The 17,355-nt window shown below is 71.1% G+C and carries 20 protein-coding genes; 12 read left to right on the top strand and 8 right to left on the bottom strand.

The window, feature by feature from the left end; all coding sequences use genetic code 11:
- Positions 1 to 137: 137 nt before the first annotated feature.
- From KXC43_RS13300 to KXC43_RS13290, 3 genes are read right to left on the bottom strand one after another with little or no spacing between them, the layout of a single operon-like run.
- On the bottom strand, positions 138 to 680 hold the full coding sequence (locus tag KXC43_RS13300; protein WP_221376348.1) for a hypothetical protein: 543 nt from the start codon (positions 678 to 680) through the stop codon (positions 138 to 140).
- A 56-nt stretch (positions 681 to 736) separates the two neighbouring features.
- Positions 737 to 1,369, bottom strand: a complete 633-nt coding sequence (locus KXC43_RS13295) for a maleylpyruvate isomerase family mycothiol-dependent enzyme (RefSeq protein ID WP_221376347.1) — start codon at positions 1,367 to 1,369, stop codon at positions 737 to 739.
- Positions 1,366 to 1,875, bottom strand: a complete 510-nt coding sequence (locus KXC43_RS13290; RefSeq protein WP_221376346.1) for a ribonuclease FAU-1 family protein — start codon at positions 1,873 to 1,875, stop codon at positions 1,366 to 1,368. The genes KXC43_RS13295 and KXC43_RS13290 overlap by 4 nt, the downstream gene beginning before the upstream one ends.
- Positions 1,876 to 2,098: 223 nt before the next feature.
- On the opposite strand from KXC43_RS13290, the gene KXC43_RS13285 reads away from it, so the two are divergent.
- Entirely contained in the window at positions 2,099 to 2,959 is an 861-nt protein-coding gene (locus KXC43_RS13285; RefSeq protein WP_221376345.1) for a hypothetical protein, read from the top strand.
- Here the strand turns inward: KXC43_RS13285 and KXC43_RS13280 are convergent.
- Positions 2,919 to 3,755: an NAD(P)/FAD-dependent oxidoreductase gene (locus KXC43_RS13280; protein WP_221376344.1), complete on the bottom strand. Its 837-nt coding sequence runs from the start codon at positions 3,753 to 3,755 to the stop codon at positions 2,919 to 2,921. The genes KXC43_RS13285 and KXC43_RS13280 overlap by 41 nt on opposite strands.
- Before the next feature lie 47 nt (positions 3,756 to 3,802).
- On the opposite strand from KXC43_RS13280, the gene KXC43_RS13275 reads away from it, so the two are divergent.
- The 10 genes from KXC43_RS13275 to KXC43_RS13230 all read left to right on the top strand — a co-directional run bounded on the left by KXC43_RS13275 (position 3,803) and on the right by KXC43_RS13230 (position 13,453).
- On the top strand, positions 3,803 to 4,393 hold the full coding sequence (locus KXC43_RS13275) for a helix-turn-helix domain-containing protein (RefSeq protein ID WP_221376343.1): 591 nt from the start codon (positions 3,803 to 3,805) through the stop codon (positions 4,391 to 4,393).
- 387 nt (positions 4,394 to 4,780) lie between these two features.
- The gene (locus KXC43_RS13270; protein WP_221376342.1) at positions 4,781 to 6,010 is read left to right on the top strand and encodes a helix-turn-helix domain-containing protein; all 1,230 of its coding nucleotides are present in this window, start codon (positions 4,781 to 4,783) and stop codon (positions 6,008 to 6,010) included.
- A gap of 69 nt (positions 6,011 to 6,079) precedes the next feature.
- Positions 6,080 to 6,607 (top strand): flavoprotein, encoded by a 528-nt coding sequence (locus KXC43_RS13265; protein ID WP_498370562.1) that lies wholly within the window; start codon positions 6,080 to 6,082, stop codon positions 6,605 to 6,607.
- A gap of 47 nt (positions 6,608 to 6,654) precedes the next feature.
- The gene (locus KXC43_RS13260) at positions 6,655 to 7,512 is read left to right on the top strand and encodes a Nif3-like dinuclear metal center hexameric protein (protein ID WP_221376340.1); all 858 of its coding nucleotides are present in this window, start codon (positions 6,655 to 6,657) and stop codon (positions 7,510 to 7,512) included.
- Entirely contained in the window at positions 7,509 to 8,243 is a 735-nt protein-coding gene (locus KXC43_RS13255) for a zinc ribbon domain-containing protein (RefSeq protein ID WP_221376339.1), read from the top strand. Before KXC43_RS13260 ends, KXC43_RS13255 begins: the two co-directional genes overlap by 4 nt.
- On the top strand, positions 8,240 to 9,337 hold the full coding sequence (locus tag KXC43_RS13250) for a bifunctional RNase H/acid phosphatase (RefSeq protein ID WP_221376338.1): 1,098 nt from the start codon (positions 8,240 to 8,242) through the stop codon (positions 9,335 to 9,337). The genes KXC43_RS13255 and KXC43_RS13250 overlap by 4 nt, the downstream gene beginning before the upstream one ends.
- 77 nt (positions 9,338 to 9,414) lie before the next feature.
- Complete coding sequence (locus KXC43_RS13245; protein ID WP_221376337.1) at positions 9,415 to 10,695, top strand: glycoside hydrolase family 18 protein; 1,281 nt, start codon at positions 9,415 to 9,417, stop codon at positions 10,693 to 10,695.
- Positions 10,696 to 10,917: 222 nt separating this feature from the next.
- Positions 10,918 to 11,142 (top strand): DUF3311 domain-containing protein, encoded by a 225-nt coding sequence (locus KXC43_RS13240; RefSeq protein ID WP_221376336.1) that lies wholly within the window; start codon positions 10,918 to 10,920, stop codon positions 11,140 to 11,142.
- Between the two features lie 4 nt (positions 11,143 to 11,146).
- Positions 11,147 to 12,793 carry a monocarboxylate uptake permease MctP gene (gene mctP, locus KXC43_RS13235; protein ID WP_221376335.1) on the top strand — a complete coding sequence of 549 codons (1,647 nt, stop codon included), beginning with the start codon at positions 11,147 to 11,149 and terminating at the stop codon, positions 12,791 to 12,793.
- A 78-nt stretch (positions 12,794 to 12,871) separates the two neighbouring features.
- Positions 12,872 to 13,453 (top strand): class I SAM-dependent methyltransferase, encoded by a 582-nt coding sequence (locus KXC43_RS13230; protein ID WP_221376334.1) that lies wholly within the window; start codon positions 12,872 to 12,874, stop codon positions 13,451 to 13,453.
- Here the strand turns inward: KXC43_RS13230 and KXC43_RS13225 are convergent.
- The 3 genes from KXC43_RS13225 to KXC43_RS13215 are packed head-to-tail and all read right to left on the bottom strand — an operon-like array spanning position 13,436 to position 15,483.
- On the bottom strand, positions 13,436 to 13,858 hold the full coding sequence (locus KXC43_RS13225; protein WP_221376333.1) for a VOC family protein: 423 nt from the start codon (positions 13,856 to 13,858) through the stop codon (positions 13,436 to 13,438). The genes KXC43_RS13230 and KXC43_RS13225 overlap by 18 nt on opposite strands.
- 37 nt (positions 13,859 to 13,895) lie before the next feature.
- Positions 13,896 to 14,537 carry a DJ-1/PfpI family protein gene (locus KXC43_RS13220; protein ID WP_221376332.1) on the bottom strand — a complete coding sequence of 214 codons (642 nt, stop codon included), beginning with the start codon at positions 14,535 to 14,537 and terminating at the stop codon, positions 13,896 to 13,898.
- Between the two features lie 19 nt (positions 14,538 to 14,556).
- The gene (locus KXC43_RS13215) at positions 14,557 to 15,483 is read right to left on the bottom strand and encodes a GlxA family transcriptional regulator (RefSeq protein WP_308129068.1); all 927 of its coding nucleotides are present in this window, start codon (positions 15,481 to 15,483) and stop codon (positions 14,557 to 14,559) included.
- A gap of 85 nt (positions 15,484 to 15,568) precedes the next feature.
- Here KXC43_RS13215 and KXC43_RS13210 point away from each other — a divergent pair, with 85 nt between their 5' ends.
- A complete protein-coding gene (locus tag KXC43_RS13210) occupies positions 15,569 to 16,714 on the top strand; it encodes an MFS transporter (protein WP_221376331.1) in 1,146 nt (381 codons plus the stop codon).
- A gap of 23 nt (positions 16,715 to 16,737) precedes the next feature.
- On the opposite strand, the gene KXC43_RS13205 is transcribed toward KXC43_RS13210, so the two are convergent.
- Positions 16,738 to 17,286 (bottom strand): hypothetical protein, encoded by a 549-nt coding sequence (locus KXC43_RS13205; protein ID WP_221376330.1) that lies wholly within the window; start codon positions 17,284 to 17,286, stop codon positions 16,738 to 16,740.
- Positions 17,287 to 17,355 lie beyond the last annotated feature (69 nt).

The raw sequence follows: 17,355 nt of genomic DNA, 5'->3' as shown, positions 1-17,355 counted from the left end.
CGGGCACACGCCCGCCCGGGACCGGCCGACCGCGCCGGCGCGTCACCAGCGGGGGACGGCCGTTGGCCGGCGGCAGCCCCGGAGGTGGTGGCATCGGTGGGGCCGGGCCCGTGCGCCGGGCCCGGCCCCACCGACTGTCAGCCGGCGGACTCGGTTGAGGCGGCGGCGGAGCCCGCACCGGCGGGCGGGCCACCGGCGGGGGATTCGCCGGCGAACCGCCGGCGACCGCTGGGTGGCAGCTCGCCGAGGATTTCCAGCCGGGCCCGGATGCCGCCGTCGCTGCGCCCGAACTCGGCCATCAGCTCGCGCGGGCGGGCGCCCGCCCGATGGCGGGCGATCAGGCGTTCGTCGTCGGCCGTGGTCCAGCGGGCGCCCTGGTTGGGGTGGCGGTCGCGCCGGTCGGGCGGGGGGCCCGAGGGGACCGGCGACGGTGGCGGCTGGGTCATCGCGATCAGGCCGGCCAGGGTCGAGGTGAGGACGTCGGTGAGCGTGGGCAGGTCGGCCGGGGAGATGCCGCCGCTGATCTCGCTGACCACGTGACCGTCGCCGTCGCTGCTCACGATGCAGAGGTCGATGCGGTGGTCGTCGGTGGGGAAGGCGGTGACCTGATAGTCGAGCTCGCCGAGCACGAGCCGCCGGTCGAGGGTGATGGGGGATGACTGGAGGGCGGTGTCATTCATGGCGGTGACATTAGGGCTACCCTCCGACAGTTTTCGGCGGTGGCGGGCGGGCGGCCTCAGGTGATCCGGGCGGCCAGCACGCGGACGCCCGGACCGTCGATCTCGCCGAGCACCTGGGCGCGTCCCGTGAGCGCCATCATGAGGGCCTCGGCCGGCCCGCTGACCAGCGCGCCCGCCCCGTACGCCCAGTCCAGGTCGGTGGCCTCGAGGCGCAGCCCGGCCGGTCGGCGGCGCGGGGTGAAACCGGTTGCCCGCCCGCCGGTCAGGAAGTCCAGCGACATCCGGACGTGGTCGAGCGTGAGTCCGTGCGGCAGCCCGAGCGGCCGGCGCATGTCCTGCCCGTGCACCTGCAGGTCGGTGAGCTGGCCCGGATAGCCCACGATCGGCGGCCGGAAGTCGTCGTGCGCCCGGCGGCGCAGAGTGTCGGCCAGCACGGCCGGCGGCTGCGCGGCCACCTCGACGGCGAGCAGTGCGTTGGCCCGGTGCAGCCGGAATCCGCTGCGGAGCATCGCCGAGAACATCGCCCCGCGGGGCGTCTCGACCGCGGCCACCAGGTGCCCGGCGACCTGCCGGACGGTCCAGGCGCCGCACAGGCTGGGCGTCTCGAGCTGGGCCGGGCTCAGCGAGTCGACCAGGTCGGCCATCCGGCGCCGCTCCTCGGCGATCGCCGCCCGTACGGGGTCCGTCACCCGTCCACCCGGGTCAGCCAGCTGCGGTAGTGCGAGGCGAACGGCTCGTCGTCGCGGACGAGTGCCTCGCGCAACGCGGCCGCGCCGCTCAGCGACCCCTCGACGATCTCGGGCGGGTAGCCCATCTCGAGGCGGTGTTGCTCGAACTCGTCCTCGTCCTCCACCTCGACCCGGTGATCGCGGTAGCGCACGAGGTCGATGTCGAGGTCGACCACGGTGATCTCGGCCGGGCCGGTCCACCGGAGCGGGGTGATCACGTCGCAGTAGATCTCCCGCTTGGCCGGTTCGGCCAGGAACATCGCCATCCACCACTTCTCGGCGGGCAGCAGCCGCACGGCCGAGACCTTGGTGCGCCCGACGGGGCGGGCGCCGTAGTGATAGGTCACGACGGTGCCGCGCGGAGTGCCCAGCCAGGTGCCGTACGCGTCCTCGCCGAGCAGGCGGCCCGTCACCTGGCGGTGCGGCCGCCCGTCGAACTTGCGCAGCACCAGGTCGACCGCATCCACGCCGCGAGGCTACCCCGACTTCCATCGGCGGACCGGCCCGGGCAGCCGGCGCCGCGGAACGGGCACCCGGTTCGCACCCGAGCGGATTCTCAACCAGCCCGCCCGATCACCGATTGCTGAGAGTGCCGGCGGGATGTCCCGCCGGTGGGCGGGCCCCGGTCGGCATCCCCCCGGCGATCGGGCCCGCCCTGCGACCACAGCAATCTCGGAAGGCGGAGGGCGCATGCCGGCGGAACTGCACATCGGCATGGATGCCGAGAAGACCGTCATTTCCCCGTACGCCCTGAGGCTGCGCACCGGTCGTGCCGTCCGGCACAGCGCCGGTTCGATGACCGAGGTCGTCCCCCTCGACCCGAGCGGCGCCGACCGGGCGGCCCGGGTGGCCTCCGCGTCCCGCCTGAGCCTCGCGCTGATCTCCGTTTCCGCTGTTCTCTACGCCGTGGGCGTGCCCTGGTGGCTGCCCTTGGCCGCCTCGCTGGCCGCCGTCGCCGCGGTCTGGCAGCGCCAGTACCGCGCCGCGCACGCGGCCTCGTTCGAGATCCCGGCCGGCGAGGGCGTCCACGTCCTGCGGGCCGAGCAGGAGCGGGCCGTCTTCCGCCGGGCCGTCGGCGTCTCCCGCCGCATCCGCCGCACCTGGCCCGGCCTGCCCGGCATGATCGATCCCGAGCTGGCCGACCGCTCCCTGACCGGCGCCCTCGACGAGCTGGGCGGTCTGCTCGTACGCCGGCAGGAGCTCCGCCGGCTGCGGGCGGAGATCGCCGGCGTACGGGATCAGGACGTCCCCGCCGACAGCCCGGCCGTCTTGGCCCTGGCCGCCCAGCGGGAGCGCGCCGACCAGCTGTGGCGCGAGACCGGCGGGCAGGCCAACCGCATCCTGCGCAGCCTCGACCGGACGGCGCTGGCCGGCGAGGCCTTCCTGCGCGAGCGCGAGATCGGCGAGACCGCCCGGCAGGCCGAGCTGGTGCTGTCCGGCCTGGCCGACCAGCACCCGGCGCCGGTGGACGGGGCCGGACCGGAGCTGGCCGACCGCACGGCCGCGGTGATCACGGCTTATCGGGAGCTGGCGGCAACAGGTCAGCATTGATCATCGCGCCCGCGGTCAGTCCGGCGGCGGCCGCGCTGATCACCTGGGCCATCGGATCGGCGACGTTGCCGGCCACCCAGACGCCGTCGACCGCGGTGCGTCCGGTCGGGTCGGTCGCGGGCACGTAGGTGCCGATGCCCATCGGGTGTTCGACCGCCTCGAGCCCGAGCGTGCCGAGAAACCCGGCGCGGGCCTCGATCCGGGTGGTGACCACCAGGTAGTCCCGCGCCACCAGGCTGCCGTCGGTCATCCGGACGCCGCCGGGCTCGACCGCGGCGATCCTGTCCAGTTCCAGCAGGCGCACGTCCGGGCTCCACTGGCTCCACAGCCGCATCTTGTGGTCGGTCTGCTCCTCGCCCGGCGTCCCGATCACGCCGATCGCCTTGCCGCGCACCTCGTAGCCGTGGCAGTAGGGGCAGTGCAGCACGGTCGAGCCCCAGCCCTCGGCCAGTCCGGGCACGTCCGGGAGCAGGTCGACGACTCCGGCCGTCACGAGCAGCCGCCGCGCCCGGTGGACCGAGCCGTCGGCCAGGGCGACCTCGAAGCCGGGCACGGCCGAGACCACCTCCCCGTCGATCACCCGTCCGCCGTACTTCTCCACCTCGGCCCGGCCGGCCGCGCGGAACTCCGCCGGGCTCATCCCGTCGCGGGTCAGGAAGTTGTGGATGCCCTCGGCCGGGGCGTTCCGGCCCTGGCCGGAGTCGATCACCAGCACCGAGCGCAACGCTCGTCCCAGGGCCACCGCGCCGCTGAGCCCGGCCGGTCCGCCCCCGATAACAATCACGTCGTAGGTCATGTCCCCATGGTGGCCAGACTTTCCCGGATACGGGAAACTTCTTTGCCATGACGGCAAATAACGAGGATGTTCTGCGGGAGGTCGGGCCGAGGCTGCGAGCCCTGCGACGCGACGCCGGCATCACGCTGACGGCGCTGGCCGACACCACCGGCATCTCGGTGAGCACGCTGTCACGGCTCGAGTCGGGGCAGCGCAAGGCCACCCTCGAACTGCTGCTGCCGCTGGCCCGGGCCTATCGGGTGCCGCTCGACGAGCTGGTCGGCGCGCCACCGACCGGCGACCCCCGCGTGTACGCCCGTCCGATCCAGCGGTTCGGCCAGACGATCCTGCCGCTGACCCGCAATCCGGGCGGTCCGCAGGCGTTCAAGCACATCATCGAGGCCGGGCAGCGGCAGGAGCCCGATCCCAAGTCGCACGAGGGCTACGAGTGGCTCTACGTGATGAGCGGCCGCCTGCGCCTGGTCCTCGGCCAGCACGACCTGGTGCTGCCGGCGGGCGAGGCGGCCGAGTTCGACACCCGGGTGCCGCACTGGTTCGGCAGCGCCGAGGGCAAGGCGGTCGAGTTCCTGTCGATCTTCGACAGTCAGGGCGCCCGCATCCACGTCCGGGCCCGGCCCAAGCGGGATTCATCCGTCTGAGTGACTCGACCGTCACCCTCCGGCACATTACGGTGTCACTCGACATGCGGATCTACTATGCGGCGACTATGTCATCCGCCCCGGCGCGGACGCCGACGATCAATCATCGCCGGCGGTACGAACGGTCGATGCGCTGTCCACTGCACGGCTCGATGAATCCCGATCCAGGTGGTCCGCCGCCATATCAGCCGGAGACGCCGTATCCAAGCGCGACACACCTCGTTGATTTCGGCAGATCCACCCTTTGCAAGTTGCGGGGAAAACTAAGAGCATCGGTTAGCAGGCGATCACACACGCTGTGCGACGTTCGCACACGTGGCGGGTTCAGACTGCGAGTTGACACAAGGGCTTGCCGGCGGGGGTCGCCGGCGAGTCGGGGGAGGCACCGTGGACGAGCTGCCGATCGGCCGCCGCGTCGCCTATTGGCGCGGCCGACGCAAGATGTCCCAGCAGGTCTTCGCGGACCGGCTGGGAAAGTCCAAGAGCTGGGTCGACAAGGTGGAGCGGGGAGTCCGCCGGCTCGACAAGTTCTCAGTCGTCTACGAGATCGCCGACGTGCTTCAGGTCGATGTCCAGCTGTTGCTGGGCAAGGATGTGGAACGCCGGCCGGAGACCCAGAACTGCATCGACCAGGTCGAAGTTGAGGAGATTCGCGCCGCTCTGGAGCGTTATGACCAGATGAGCGCGTTTTTCCGAGCGGTGCCACATTCGCCGCCGCTGGCCGAGATGCACAAGGCGGTCAGCCACGCCTGGCTGACCTATCAGCACGCCAAGTACGGGGTGCTGGCCCGCATGCTGCCCAAGCTGCTGCGGGACGCCCAGGCGGCCGACAGCGCGTACGCGACCGGCGCCGAGGCCAAGGACGCGGCCCACCTGCTGGGCCAGGTTTACCAGATCGCGTCGTCCGCGCTGCGCAAGGTCGGCGAGCACGAGCTGTCGTGGCTGGCGGCCGACCGCTCGATCGCCGTCTCGCAGCGGGCCGGCGACCAGTTGCTGGCCGGTCTGGCCAGCTTCCGGGTCGGCAGCGCGCTGCTGGCGCTCGGCCGGGTCCGTCCCGCGCTCGAGGTCAACGTCAACATCGCGAACCGGCTGGCGCCCGCGTACGAGCCGGCGCACAAGGGGGAGCGCCTGTCGGTGTACGGCATGTTGCTGCTCAACGGCGCGATGGCGGCGGCACGCATCGGCGACAGCGCGACCGTGCGCGACCTGCTCTGCGGCGCCGAGCAGGCGTCGCTCGAACTGGGTGGCGACTTCAACCACTATTGGACCAGCTTCGGTCCCACCAACGTCCAGCTGCACCGCTGCGCGGCCGCGGTCGAACTGGGCGACGGCCGGGCCGCGGTCGACACGCACGAGAAGATCGATGTCGTCGGCTTCAACGCGTTGCTGCCGGAACGCCGGGCGCACCACTTCCTGGACATCGCCCGCGGCTACACGCAGATCGGCAACATCGAGAAGGCCAGCGAGATGCTGCTCGAGGGCGACCGGCTCGCCCCGTCCGAGATCCGCTGCCGCCCGCTCGCGCACGAGGTGCTTTCCGACGTGCTCCGCCGGACGCGGGGCACTCCGCCGGCTCCGATAGCGGAGCTGGCCGAGCAGATGGGAGTCGGTGTATGAGGTGGGTTCGTGACGATCGGTAACGCCGCGCCCGGTGGTGTGCTGTACGTCCTGGTCTGCGGTTCGCCCATGGCCCGCGACGTCGGCATACTGGTCGGCCTGGCCCAGCAGGAAGGCTGGGAGGTGTGCGTGATCACGACTCCCGACGGGCGCAAGTTCGTCGACGTGGCGGCACTTCAGGCACAGACCGGTCATCCGGTACGCACCTACTACAAGAGCCCCGGTGACCCCGACGTGCTGCCGCCGGCCGACGCGATGATCGTCGCGCCCGCCACGGTCAACACCGTCAACAAATGGGCCGCCGGGATCACCGACACCCTGGTGCTCGGCCTGCTGATCGAGGGCTACGGCTACGGCGTGCCCACGGCCGTGGTCCCGTACACGAACAAGGTCATGGCCCTGCACCCGGCGCTGCACGAGAGCCTGGCCCGGCTGCGCGACTGGGGCGTGCACGTTCTGTACGGCGAGGACGTCTGCCGGCTCGGCGGACCGGGGCAAACCGAGCGTTTCCGGGGCCAGTTCCCCTGGCGGCGTGCCCTCCAAGCGGTCAGCAGCCCGGTGAGCATGAGCAGCAGCAGCCGGGCCGAACCGGCGTAGGACTGTCCTGCCGATTCCGCCGGAGCGGCCCGATAGAGTTGGCGGCCGTGACCGACACCGCCGCCGCCCCCACCGTCCTCGACGTGGTCAGCGCCCTCGACCGGCGCTATCCCCGTGACTGGGCCGAGTCGTGGGACAGGGTCGGACTGGTGCTCGGCGACTTCGAGCATCCCGTCCGGCGGATCCTGTGCGTCGTCGACTGTGTGCCCGAGACGGTCGATCAGGCGCTGTCCGAGCGGGCCGACCTGATCGTCGCCCACCACCCTTTGCTGCTGAAGCCGGTCTCGTCGATCGCGCCCGACACGTACAAGGGCCGGATCATCCACCGGCTGATCCGCCAGGACGTCGCGCTCTACTGCGCGCACACCAACGCCGACGTGGCCCGGCCGGGCGTGTCCGACGCGCTCGCGGCCCGGCTCGGCCTGCGTGACCTGCGCCCCCTGGTGCCGGCCACGGGCGCCGCCGCCGGTGAGGGCCGCGGCATCGGGCGCATCGGCGACCTGTCCGAGCCGATGGACCTGGCCGAGTTCACCGGGTTCGCGGCGATGCGGCTGCCCACCACTGCGGGCGGGATCCGGGCCGCCGGCGACCCGTCGCGCGTGCTGCACACGGTCGCCGTCTGCGGGGGCGCGGGCGACTCGTTCCTGGCCGACGCGGCTCGGGCCGGCGTCGACGCGTACCTCTGCGCCGATCTTCGCCACCACCCCGCCAGCGAGCACCTCGCCGAGGACGGGCCCGCGCTGCTCGACGTCGCACACTGGGCCACCGAGCGCCCGTGGCTCGACGACGTCGCGGCCTGGCTGCGCGCGGAGTCCGGCGCCGAGATCATCGTGTCTGATGTGGACACCGACCCCTGGACCGTGCACGCCAGGGACATTCCCGAAAAGAAGGAGCCCCTGCTGTGAAGGCCTCGCCGGATGCCCAGCGCCGCTTGCTCGACCTGCAAGCGGTCGACACCGCCCTCGCTCAGCTCGCCCACCGCCGCAAGTCGCTGCCCGAGCTGGCCGAGATCGAAGCCGTGCAGCGGGAGCTCGCCGCGCTCGAGGACGAGCGGGTGCGGGCCCAGGTCACGGTGGACGACCTCGACCGCGACATCAGCCGCTTCGAGAAGGACATCGAGCAGGTGCGGGCCCGCAAGGACCGCGACCAGAAGCGGCTCGACGCCGGCGGCGCGCTGCGCGAGATCGAGGGCTTGCAGCACGAGCTGGCCACGCTCAACCGCCGGCAGGGCGAACTCGAGGACGCCGAGCTCGAGCTGATGGAGCAGCGGGAGACCGCCGACGCGGCGCTGTCCGAGGTGCAGGGCCGGCTGAACGCGGCGAACGAGCGGCGCCAGGCGGCCGAGCGGCGGCGGGACGAGGCGCTGGCCGACATCACCAAGGAGCAGGAGTTCAAGACGTCGTCGCGCGGCCCGCTGGCCGCCGACCTGCCGGCCGACCTGGTCGGGCTGTACGACAAGATCCGGCTCGAGTCGGGCCTGGGCGCCGCGCTGTTCCAGTCCGGCCGCTGCGGTGGCTGCCGCATCGAGCTCTACGGCGCCGACCTGGCCCGGGTGAAGGCGGCCGAGCCCGACGACGTCGTCCGCTGCGAGGAGTGCCGCCGCATCATGGTCCGCACCAAGGAATCGGGACTATGAGGGTTCTGGTCGAGGCGGACGGCGGCTCCCGGGGGAATCCGGGGCCGGCCGGGTACGGCTCGGTCGTGCTCGACACGGACGGTCAGGTGCTGCTCGAGCGGCAGGGGTCGCTCGGCGTCACCACCAACAACGTGGCCGAGTACACGGGCCTGATCGAGGGGCTCAAGGCGGCCCTCGAACTGGGCGCCACCGAGGTCAACGTGCGGATGGACTCCAAGCTCGTGGTCGAGCAGATGTCCGGACGCTGGCAGATCAAGAACGCCGGTCTGCGTCCCCTCGCGGCCGAGGCGGCCCAGCTGGTGGCGCGGATCGGCAAGGTCACGTTCGAGTGGATCCCGCGCGAGCGCAACAAGGCGGCCGACGCGCTGGCCAACCGGGCCATGGACGAGGCCGCGGGCAAGCCGGTGGCCGACCGCGTCGTTCCCGAGGTGATCACGCTGGCCGCTCCGAAGTCCTGGGCGCCGCCGTCGCTCCACGACGCGACCCGGCTGATCCTGGTGCGTCACGGCGAGAGCACGCTGACCAGCCAGGGCCGCTACTCGGGCCGGGGTGATGTGCCGCTCTCCGAACAGGGCGAGGCGCAGGCGATGGCGGCCGGCGGCCGGGTGGCGGGCCTCGCCCGCGACGTCACGGCGATTGTCAGCTCGCCGTTGAGCCGCTGCGTGCGTACGGCGGAACTGATCTCGGCCGAGGTGGGCGGGGTGCCCGTCACGGTCGTCGACGACCTGATCGAGGTCGACTTCGGGGTCTGGGAGGGGCTGACCTTCGCCGAGGCGCAGGAGCAGTGGCCGCGCGAGATGGAGGCGTGGCTCGGCTCGACGAGTGTGGCGCCGCCGGGTGGCGAGTCGTTCCAGGCGGTCTCGAAGCGGGTGCGCGGCGCGATGGCGACGGTCCTTCAGACGTACGCCGGTGGGGTTGTCGTGGTGGTTTCGCACGTCTCGCCGATCAAGCTGATCCTGCGGGACGCGCTGGCGGCGTCGGACGCCTTTTTGCACCGGCTGTACCTCGACACGGCCGGGGTGTCCACGATGGATGCCTGGCCGGACGGCAACATCGCGGTGCGCTCGGTGAACGAAACGGCGCATCTGCGCTGACCCATTGCCTCCCGGGGCCGAGACGTTTAGCTTCCTCAATTAGGAAACTTTGTTCAACGTTTCGCCCCGGAGGGCTCATGCGTGTTCTGACCCGCCGTCTCATCGCCGCGGCGGCCGTCGCCGCGGTGGCATCGACGGCCGTAGCGACACCCGTGCAAGCAAGCGCAAAATCATATGTCAAGGTCGGATACTTCACCCAGTGGGGCATTTACGGCCGCGATTTCCAGCTCGCCGATGTGCAGCAATCCGGCGCCGCGTCCCGCCTCACCCACATCAACTACGCGTTCGGCCCGGTCACCGCGGACGGCCTCTGCGTCTCGGCCGACCCCTGGGCCGACTGGCAGACCCCGTTCCCGGCCGAGAACAGCGTCGACGGCGTCGCTGACGTCGCCGGTCAGCCCATCAGCGGCAACCTCAACCAGATCGCCGAGCTGAAGAAGAAGAACCCGAAGCTGCGGGTGCTGATCTCGCTGGGCGGCTGGACCGGCTCGAAGTACTTCTCGGACGCGGCCCTCACCGACGCGTCCCGCAAGAAGCTCGTGTCGTCCTGCGTGGACCTGTGGATCAAGGGCAACCTGCCCGGCCTGCCGGCCGGGGTGGCGGCCGGGGTCCTCGACGGCATCGACCTCGACTGGGAATGGCCCGGCTCCGCGGGCGAGGTCGGCAACGTCATCCGCCCCGAGGACAAGCAGAACTTCACGCTGCTGACCGAGGAGTTCCGGGCGCAGCTGTCCGCCTTGAGCAGGACCACGAAGAAGCGCTACGACCTCACGGCCTTCCTGCCGGCCGCGCCGGTGAAGGTCGACGCCGGCTTCGAAGGCAAGATCTTCAAGTACCTCGACTTCGCCACGGTTCAGGGCTACGACTTCCACGGCTCGTGGGAGGCGCGGACCAACCAGCAGTCGGCCCTGCGCGTGCCGGCGGGCGCTCCCGACAACCCCGACTTCTCGTCCGAGGTGGCCATCGACAAGTGGCTGTCGCTGGGCGCCCCGCGTCAGAAGCTCGTCCTCGGCGTGCCGTACTACAGCCAAGGCTGGACCGGCGTGACCGGCAGCAGGAACGGCTTGTTCGCCCCGGCCACGGGACCGGCCCCCGGCAAGTTCGCCGCCGGCACCGAGGACTACAAGACGGTCAGGACACTCCCCGGCTTCAAGGTCCACCGTGACCTCAAGTCGGGCCACGCCTGGCTCTACGACGGCACCACGTTCTGGACCTACGACGACCCGGCAGTGCTGCTGCAGAAGTCGCTGTGGATCCGCTCCAAGGGCCTCGGCGGCGCCATGATGTGGTCGCTCGACGGTGACGACGCCAACGCCTCCCTGACCAAGGCCATCGCGACGGGTCTCTGGACTCCGTGATCGAACCGGCGGTAGCGGATCCCGATCCGCTACCGCCGGGCCCGGACCCTCGGTGAGCTGCGTAAACGCCTCACGTTCGGTCGTCGCTTCGGACAACCCCGTCATCGGCGTACGCCGTTCGGCGCACCCGGCCTGCCGCTCGGCGCAGGATGATCGCCTGTAACAACGTCGTCTCGTTAGCGTGACTGTGACCGTCTCCACAGTTACCAGGAGGTACGGCTGATGGCGGATCCCGATACGCCGAAAGCGGTGCCCGCAGCGCGCAGTGATCGCAGCCCGTGGAACTGGCTGCTCCTCATCCCCATCGTGCTGCCGGTTCTGACCCCACTGTTCAACCACGACTCGCCCCGGTTGTGGGGCTTCCCCGCGTTCTACTGGCTCCAGTTCTCGTTCATCCTCGTCGGCGTGGTCACCACGACGATCGTCTTCCGAATGACGAGGAAGTGACGGCATGCGCGACCACGTGACCGAGATCGTCGTCTTCACGCTGCTGTTCCTGCTGGTCAGCGGCATGGGCTTCGTCGCCGCGCGGTGGCGGGCCCCGAAGAACATGGAACACCTCGACGAGTGGGGGCTGGGCGGCCGCAGCTTCGGCGGGTGGATCACCTGGTTCCTGGTCGGCGGCGACCTCTACACGGCGTACACGTTCGTCGCGGTACCGGCCCTGATCTTCGGCGCCGGCGCGGCCGGGTTCTTCGCCGTTCCGTACACCATCGTCATCTATCCGCTGTTCTTCCTGATCCTGATCCGGCTCTGGTCGGTGTCGCACCGGCACGGCTTCGTCACGCCGGCCGACTTCGTGCGCACCCGGTTCGATTCGCCGACGCTCGCGCTGCTGGTCGCTGTCACCGGCATCGTCGCCACCATGCCGTACATCGCCCTGCAGTTGATCGGCATCGAAGCGGTGCTCAAGACGATGGGCGTGACCGGCGACAGCCTGCTGGCCCGGCACGCGCCGATCATCATCGCGTTCGCGATCCTCGCGGCGTACACGTATCAGTCGGGCCTGCGGGCGCCCGCCCTGATCGCCTTCGTCAAGGACACGCTGATCTACATCGTGATCCTGGTGGCGGTCATCTACCTGCCCTACAAGCTCGGTGGCTGGGGCAGCATCTTCGACGCGGCCGAGGCGAAGTTCACCGCCTCACCCAATCCCAACGACGGCATCACGCTGAACGCCAACAACCAGTTGCAATACATCACGCTGGCGCTCGGCTCGGCGCTCGCCCTGTTCCTCTACCCGCACAGCATCACCGGCGTGCTGGCCAGCAAGAACCGCAACGTGATCAAGCGGAACATGTCGGCTCTGCCGGCCTACAGCTTCCTGCTCGGCCTGCTCGCGCTGCTCGGGTACGCCGCCATCGCGTCCGGCGTCAAACCGCTGGCCGACCCGGCGACCGGCAAAGTGGACAGCAACACGGTCGTGCCGCTGCTGTTCGACATGCAGTTCCCGGCCTGGTTCGCGGGCGTGGCCTTCGCCGCGATCGGGATCGGCGCGCTGGTTCCGGCCGCGATCATGTCGATCGCCGCGGCCAACCTGTTCACCCGCAACATCTACAAGGAATATCTGAAGCGGGACGCCACCCACGCCCAGGAGGCGCGCGTCTCGAAGATCACGTCGCTGGTGGTGAAGGTCGGTGCGGTCGCCTGCATCGTCTTCCTCGACCCGCAGTTCTCCATCGACCTGCAGCTCATCGGCGGCATCATCATTCTGCAGACGGCTCCGGCGGTGGCGCTGGGCCTGTTCACCCGCTGGCTGCACCGCGGCGGGCTGATCGCGGGCTGGGTGGTCGGCATGGGCCTGTCGATGTGGATGTTGTGGCAGATCCCGAACCCGGCCAACGGCAAGGCCCACTTCGGTGGCTCGGCGTTCCCGCTGTCCGACTTCGGCTTCGATACCAAGCGCACGATCTTCGTCGGTTTTGTCACCGTCATCGTGAACCTGCTGGTGGCGGTCATCGTGACGCTGATCCTGCGGGCCGCCAAGACCCCCGAGGGCGTGGACGGCACGACCCAGGACGACTACTTCGCCGACGAGGGCGATCCGCGCATCGACAAGGACGTCGTGGCCACGGTCGATCGCCCGTCCTCGACCTGAGACCTGACCCGCTCCCGGGTCAAGGAGACGCCGCGCCCTCCGCCAAGGGCGCGGCGTTCTCTGTTGTTGAATGGCCCCGTGACACGCGACTGGGTCGAATGGCATGACGAGTACGGGACTCCCGGCTCGCCGCTGGCCCGGCGCCGCGAAGTGGTGCGCGGCTACCTGCGCCCGCTGCTCGACCGCCCCCGCCGCGTCATCAGCATGTGCGCGGGCGACGGCCGCGACGTGCTGCCGCTGCTCCCGGCGGGCTCCCAGGCGGTGCTGGTCGAATGGGATCCGGTGCTGGCCGCGCGCGCTCGCGAGGACGCCGGCGCCGGCGTCACCGTGCTCACCGACGACGCCGGCACGACCACCCCGTACGCGTCGATCGCGCCCGCCGACGTGGTGCTCGCCTGCGGCGTCTTCGGCAACATCTCGTACGAGGACACGCAGACGACGATCGCGTCGCTGCCCAGCCTGCTCGCGCCGGGCGGCACGGTGATCTGGACGCGCGGAGGCGCCGAGGCCGAGGCGGTGCGCGACCTCTTCGCCGGCAACGGATTCACCGAGCTGGGTTTCACCGCCCCGCCGGACGCCCGCTTCCGCGTCGGCGCGCACCGGCTGAGCCGCGACCCCGACCCGTACCTATCGGGCGTCCGCCTATTCACCTTCGTCTGACTCGTCCAGATATTCGTCTGACTCGTCCAGATAGAGGCAGAACGGGTGCCCGGCCGGGTCGATCATGACCGGCACGGTGTCCTGGGGCTGGAAGCCCGCAAGCGTCGCCCCGGCGGCGACCGCATGCGCCACCGCCTCGTCGAGGTCGTCCACCTCGATCTCCAGGTGCATCGACATCTGCGGCTGCCCCGGCTCGACCGGCCACACCGGCCGAAGATAGTTCGGCTCGGTCTGGAACCCGAGGTTGTAGCCGGCATCGGCCGAAGGCGCCACGGTCGCCTCGAGCCCGTTGTCCGCCGGAAAGAGGTGCCAGTCGAGCAGCCGCGCGTAGAACCGCCCCAGCTCGGGCCCGTCCGGCGCGTCCAGCGTCACACCCCACCACTGCTTACGCCTGCGTAACGGCATCGACGCTCCCTTCTCCAGCCGCAACACCCATTCGTCGTCAGCCTCGGGCCAGGATGCCATCTTTGCGGCTGCGTACGGCGGCGAGCACCTCGCGTGGTGCCCGCTCGGGTGAGCCGGCCTGGTAGGGCGGCTGCGGGTCGTACTCGTGAGCGAGCTGGATGGCCTGGGCGACCGCGTCTCCGGCGATGCGGCCGGCCAGCGTGAAGGCCATGTCGATGCCGGCGGACACCCCGGCGGCGGTGAGGTACTTGCCGTCCGTCACCACTCGCTGCGGCACCGGCGCGGCGCCGAGCGGGGCGAGTTGGTCATGGGCCAGCCAGTGAGTGGTGGCGCGCCGGCCGGTGAGCAGTCCGGCGGCGGCGAGCAGGAGCGAGCCGGTGCAGACCGAGGCCGTCCAGGTGCTGGTGATGTCCACGGCGCGCAGCCAGTCGCGGATCGGGCCTTCGCCCATGTGGTGGCGTTGCCCGGGCCCGCCGGGGACCACCACCACGTCGGGGCTGTCCACCTCGGACAGCGCGGCGTCGGCGGTCAGGGCCAGGCTGCCGACCTCGGTACGCACCGGTCCGGGGCGTTCACCGACGAACACGACGTGCGCTCCGGGCAGGTGGGCGAGGACCTCGTACGGACCGACCGCGTCCAGGGCGGTGAACCGGTCGAAGAGCAGGACGGCAATCTGCATGGGAACCTCCGTTGTCTCCTCAGAATCGGCGCCGGTATTCGCCGGGTGCGACGCCCAGAGCTCGGACGAACGCGCGGCGCATCGTCTCGGCCGTGCCGTATCCGCAGCGGGCGGCGATGCGCTCCAGCCCGTCGTCGCCGTCGTGCAGCAGGCGGCGTGCTGCCTCCAGCCGGACGTTGTCGACGTAGCGGCCCGGTGTCTGGCCGACCTCACCGGCGAAGGCTCGCGCGAACTGGCGCGGCGACAGGCTCGCCCGCTCGGCCAGGGCCGGCACGCTGAGGTCCGCGTGCGGGTTGTCGGCGATCCACCGCTGCACCTCGCGCAGCCCCGGCCGCACCGCGAGCTGTGCCGACAACTGGGCGCTGAACTGCGCCTGATTGCCCGGCCGGCGCAGGAACATGACCAGGTGCCGGGCGATCTCCGACGCGATCTCGCGGCCGAGATCCTCCTCGACCAGAGCCAACGCCAGGTCGATGCCGGCCGTGACGCCGGCCGAGGTGGCGATCGGCCCGTCCCGCACGAAGATCGGCTCCGGGTCGACCTCGACGTCCGGGTACCGCCGGGCCAGGCTGTCGCACACCCGCCAATGGGTGGTGGCCCGTCGACCGGCGAGCAGCCCCGCCTCGGCCAGCAGGAAAGCCCCGCTGCACACCGAGGCCACCCGCCGCGCTCGCGACGCGTGCTGCCGCAACCATTCCACCACGGCGGGGTCGTTGCTGCGGGTGCCCTCGCCGCCGGGGACGACCACTGTGTCCGGCCGGGGCGCCGTGGACAGATCGAGGTCGGGAAGCAGAGCCAGGCCGCTGGACGTACGCACGGGTGTCCCGCCGGGGCCGGCCGTGGTGATCCGGTAGGCCCCGGCGCCGGTGAACACTTCCAGTGGACCTGTCACATCGAGGCTCTGCACGCCCTCGAAAACGATGATCAATATGTCGCGGCCGGCCACGAACTCAGCTTGCGGGGCGCCGGCCGCGACAGCAATGACGTGGACCCCACCATTGCTGCCATCGGGTTTCGCCTACGGTCGGAACATGATCAGCACCGAACTCTTGCACCTGCGGCGGGCCCGGGTGGCGACGTCGGCGATCTTCGCCGCCCACGGAGCAGTGACGGGAACGTTCGCGGCCCGGGTGCCGTGGATCGCGGATCACGTCGGCGTCGGGCCGGGTGGGCTGGGGATCGCGCTGCTGATGCCGGGGGTCGGGGCTCTGGTGGCCATGCCGCTGTCGGGGCGGCTCGTGCACCGGTTCGATCTGCGGTCCCTGGTGCGGGTGCTGATGCTCTGCTGGGTGGGGGCACTGCTGTTGCCCGCGCTGCCGGCTTCGCTGTGGCTGCTCTGTCTGACGCTGATCGTGTACGGGGCGACGGCCGGGCTGGCCGACGTCGCGATGAACGCGCATGCCGTGCTGGTCGAGGAGAGGTACGGCCGGTCGGTCATGTCCAGTTTCCACGGGTGGTGGAGCGTGGGCGGGCTGGCGGGGTCGGCGATCGCTGCGTTCGCCGCGCGGGAGGGGCTCGGGGCGCCGGCACACTTCGCCTTCACGGTGGTGGTGCTGGCCGTGGTGGTGCTCGTGGCGTCGCTCGGGATCGTGCCGCATCGGCCCGAGCCGTCGCTGGCGAAGCCGCCGGCGTTCGCGTTGCCGTCGAAGGCGGTGCTGCCGATCGGGTTGATCGGCCTGTGCGCGGTCTTCGCCGAGGGCGCCAGCCTGGACTGGGCGGCGGTTTACGTACGGGATCTGTTGAACAGTCCGGCCGCGACCGCAGCCGCCACGGTCTCCATCTTCTCGGTCTGCATGGCCGTGGCCCGCTTCGGCGGCGACTGGGTGGTGCGCAGGCTCGGCCCGGTCACGACGGTCCGGATCAGCGGGGTGTGCGCCACCGTGGGTGCGCTGATGATCGTCCTGCTCGAGCCGGTGGCACTGGTGATCGCCGGGTTCGGGCTGCTCGGCGTCGGCATCGCGGTCGTCGTGCCGCTCGTCTTCGCGGCGGCCGGGCGCAGCAGCGAACACCCGGGGCGCAGCATCGCCGGGGTGGCCGGCATCGCGTACGGAAGTGGTCTGATCGCCCCCGGAGTCATCGGCGGCATCGCGCACCTGTCGTCGCTCACGGTGTCGTTCGGGGTGATCGTCGGCCTGATGGTCATCATGACCCTGGGCGCCTCGGTGCTGCGGCGTTAGCGCGAGCTGCGCCCCGGTCTGAATCAATCCGTCTTGTCGGGCAGGGTGTGCATGTCGATGATCTGGATGGCCAGCTCGGCCGCGAACGCCACCGGCGCCATGCGGAGCGCCAGCGCCCGGGTGGGGTGCGCGTGGCCGTCCCGGGCGAGGCGGGCCAGCCATCGCTTCTCGAGCCGGCGCCGGCCGAGCGTGACCGCGATCGAGAGGCCGAGGGCGCCCACGATCGCGACGGCCCGGCGCTTGTCGAACGGGAGGTCCGGTGTCGCCGAAGACTCGTCGGGGCCGGGCTCTTCATGATCGCCGGGCTCGGCCTTGTCGCGCAGAGACTTCAGCTCGTCGCCGGGCGCCTCCGCCTTGTCGCGCAGGGATTCCACCTCGGAGCGCACTTCGCGGATCGCCCGCCGGGTGTCGGGCGTGGCGGTGGCGTAGCCGGCCGCGCCGATCGCGATGATGCCCACCCGGGCCAGCCTGCGCTTGGCGGGTGACAGCTCTCGGGCGGCGATCCAGGCGCTGTTGAACACTGCCTGCATGGCGGCCACGGTGACGGCGCGCGAGTAGGAGGAGGAAGCCATGCACCGACCGTAGCCCGCACGAGCAACCGCGTTGGTCACAGCCGCTGTCGACCTGTTCGGCATCGGCCT

The sequence above is a fragment of the Paractinoplanes polyasparticus genome, from assembly GCF_019710575.1.
Taxonomy (GTDB): Bacteria; Actinomycetota; Actinomycetes; order Mycobacteriales; family Micromonosporaceae; genus Actinoplanes; species Actinoplanes polyasparticus.
Note: the sequence above shows the minus strand (reverse complement) of the source record. Positions and strands in the feature narration are given on the sequence as shown.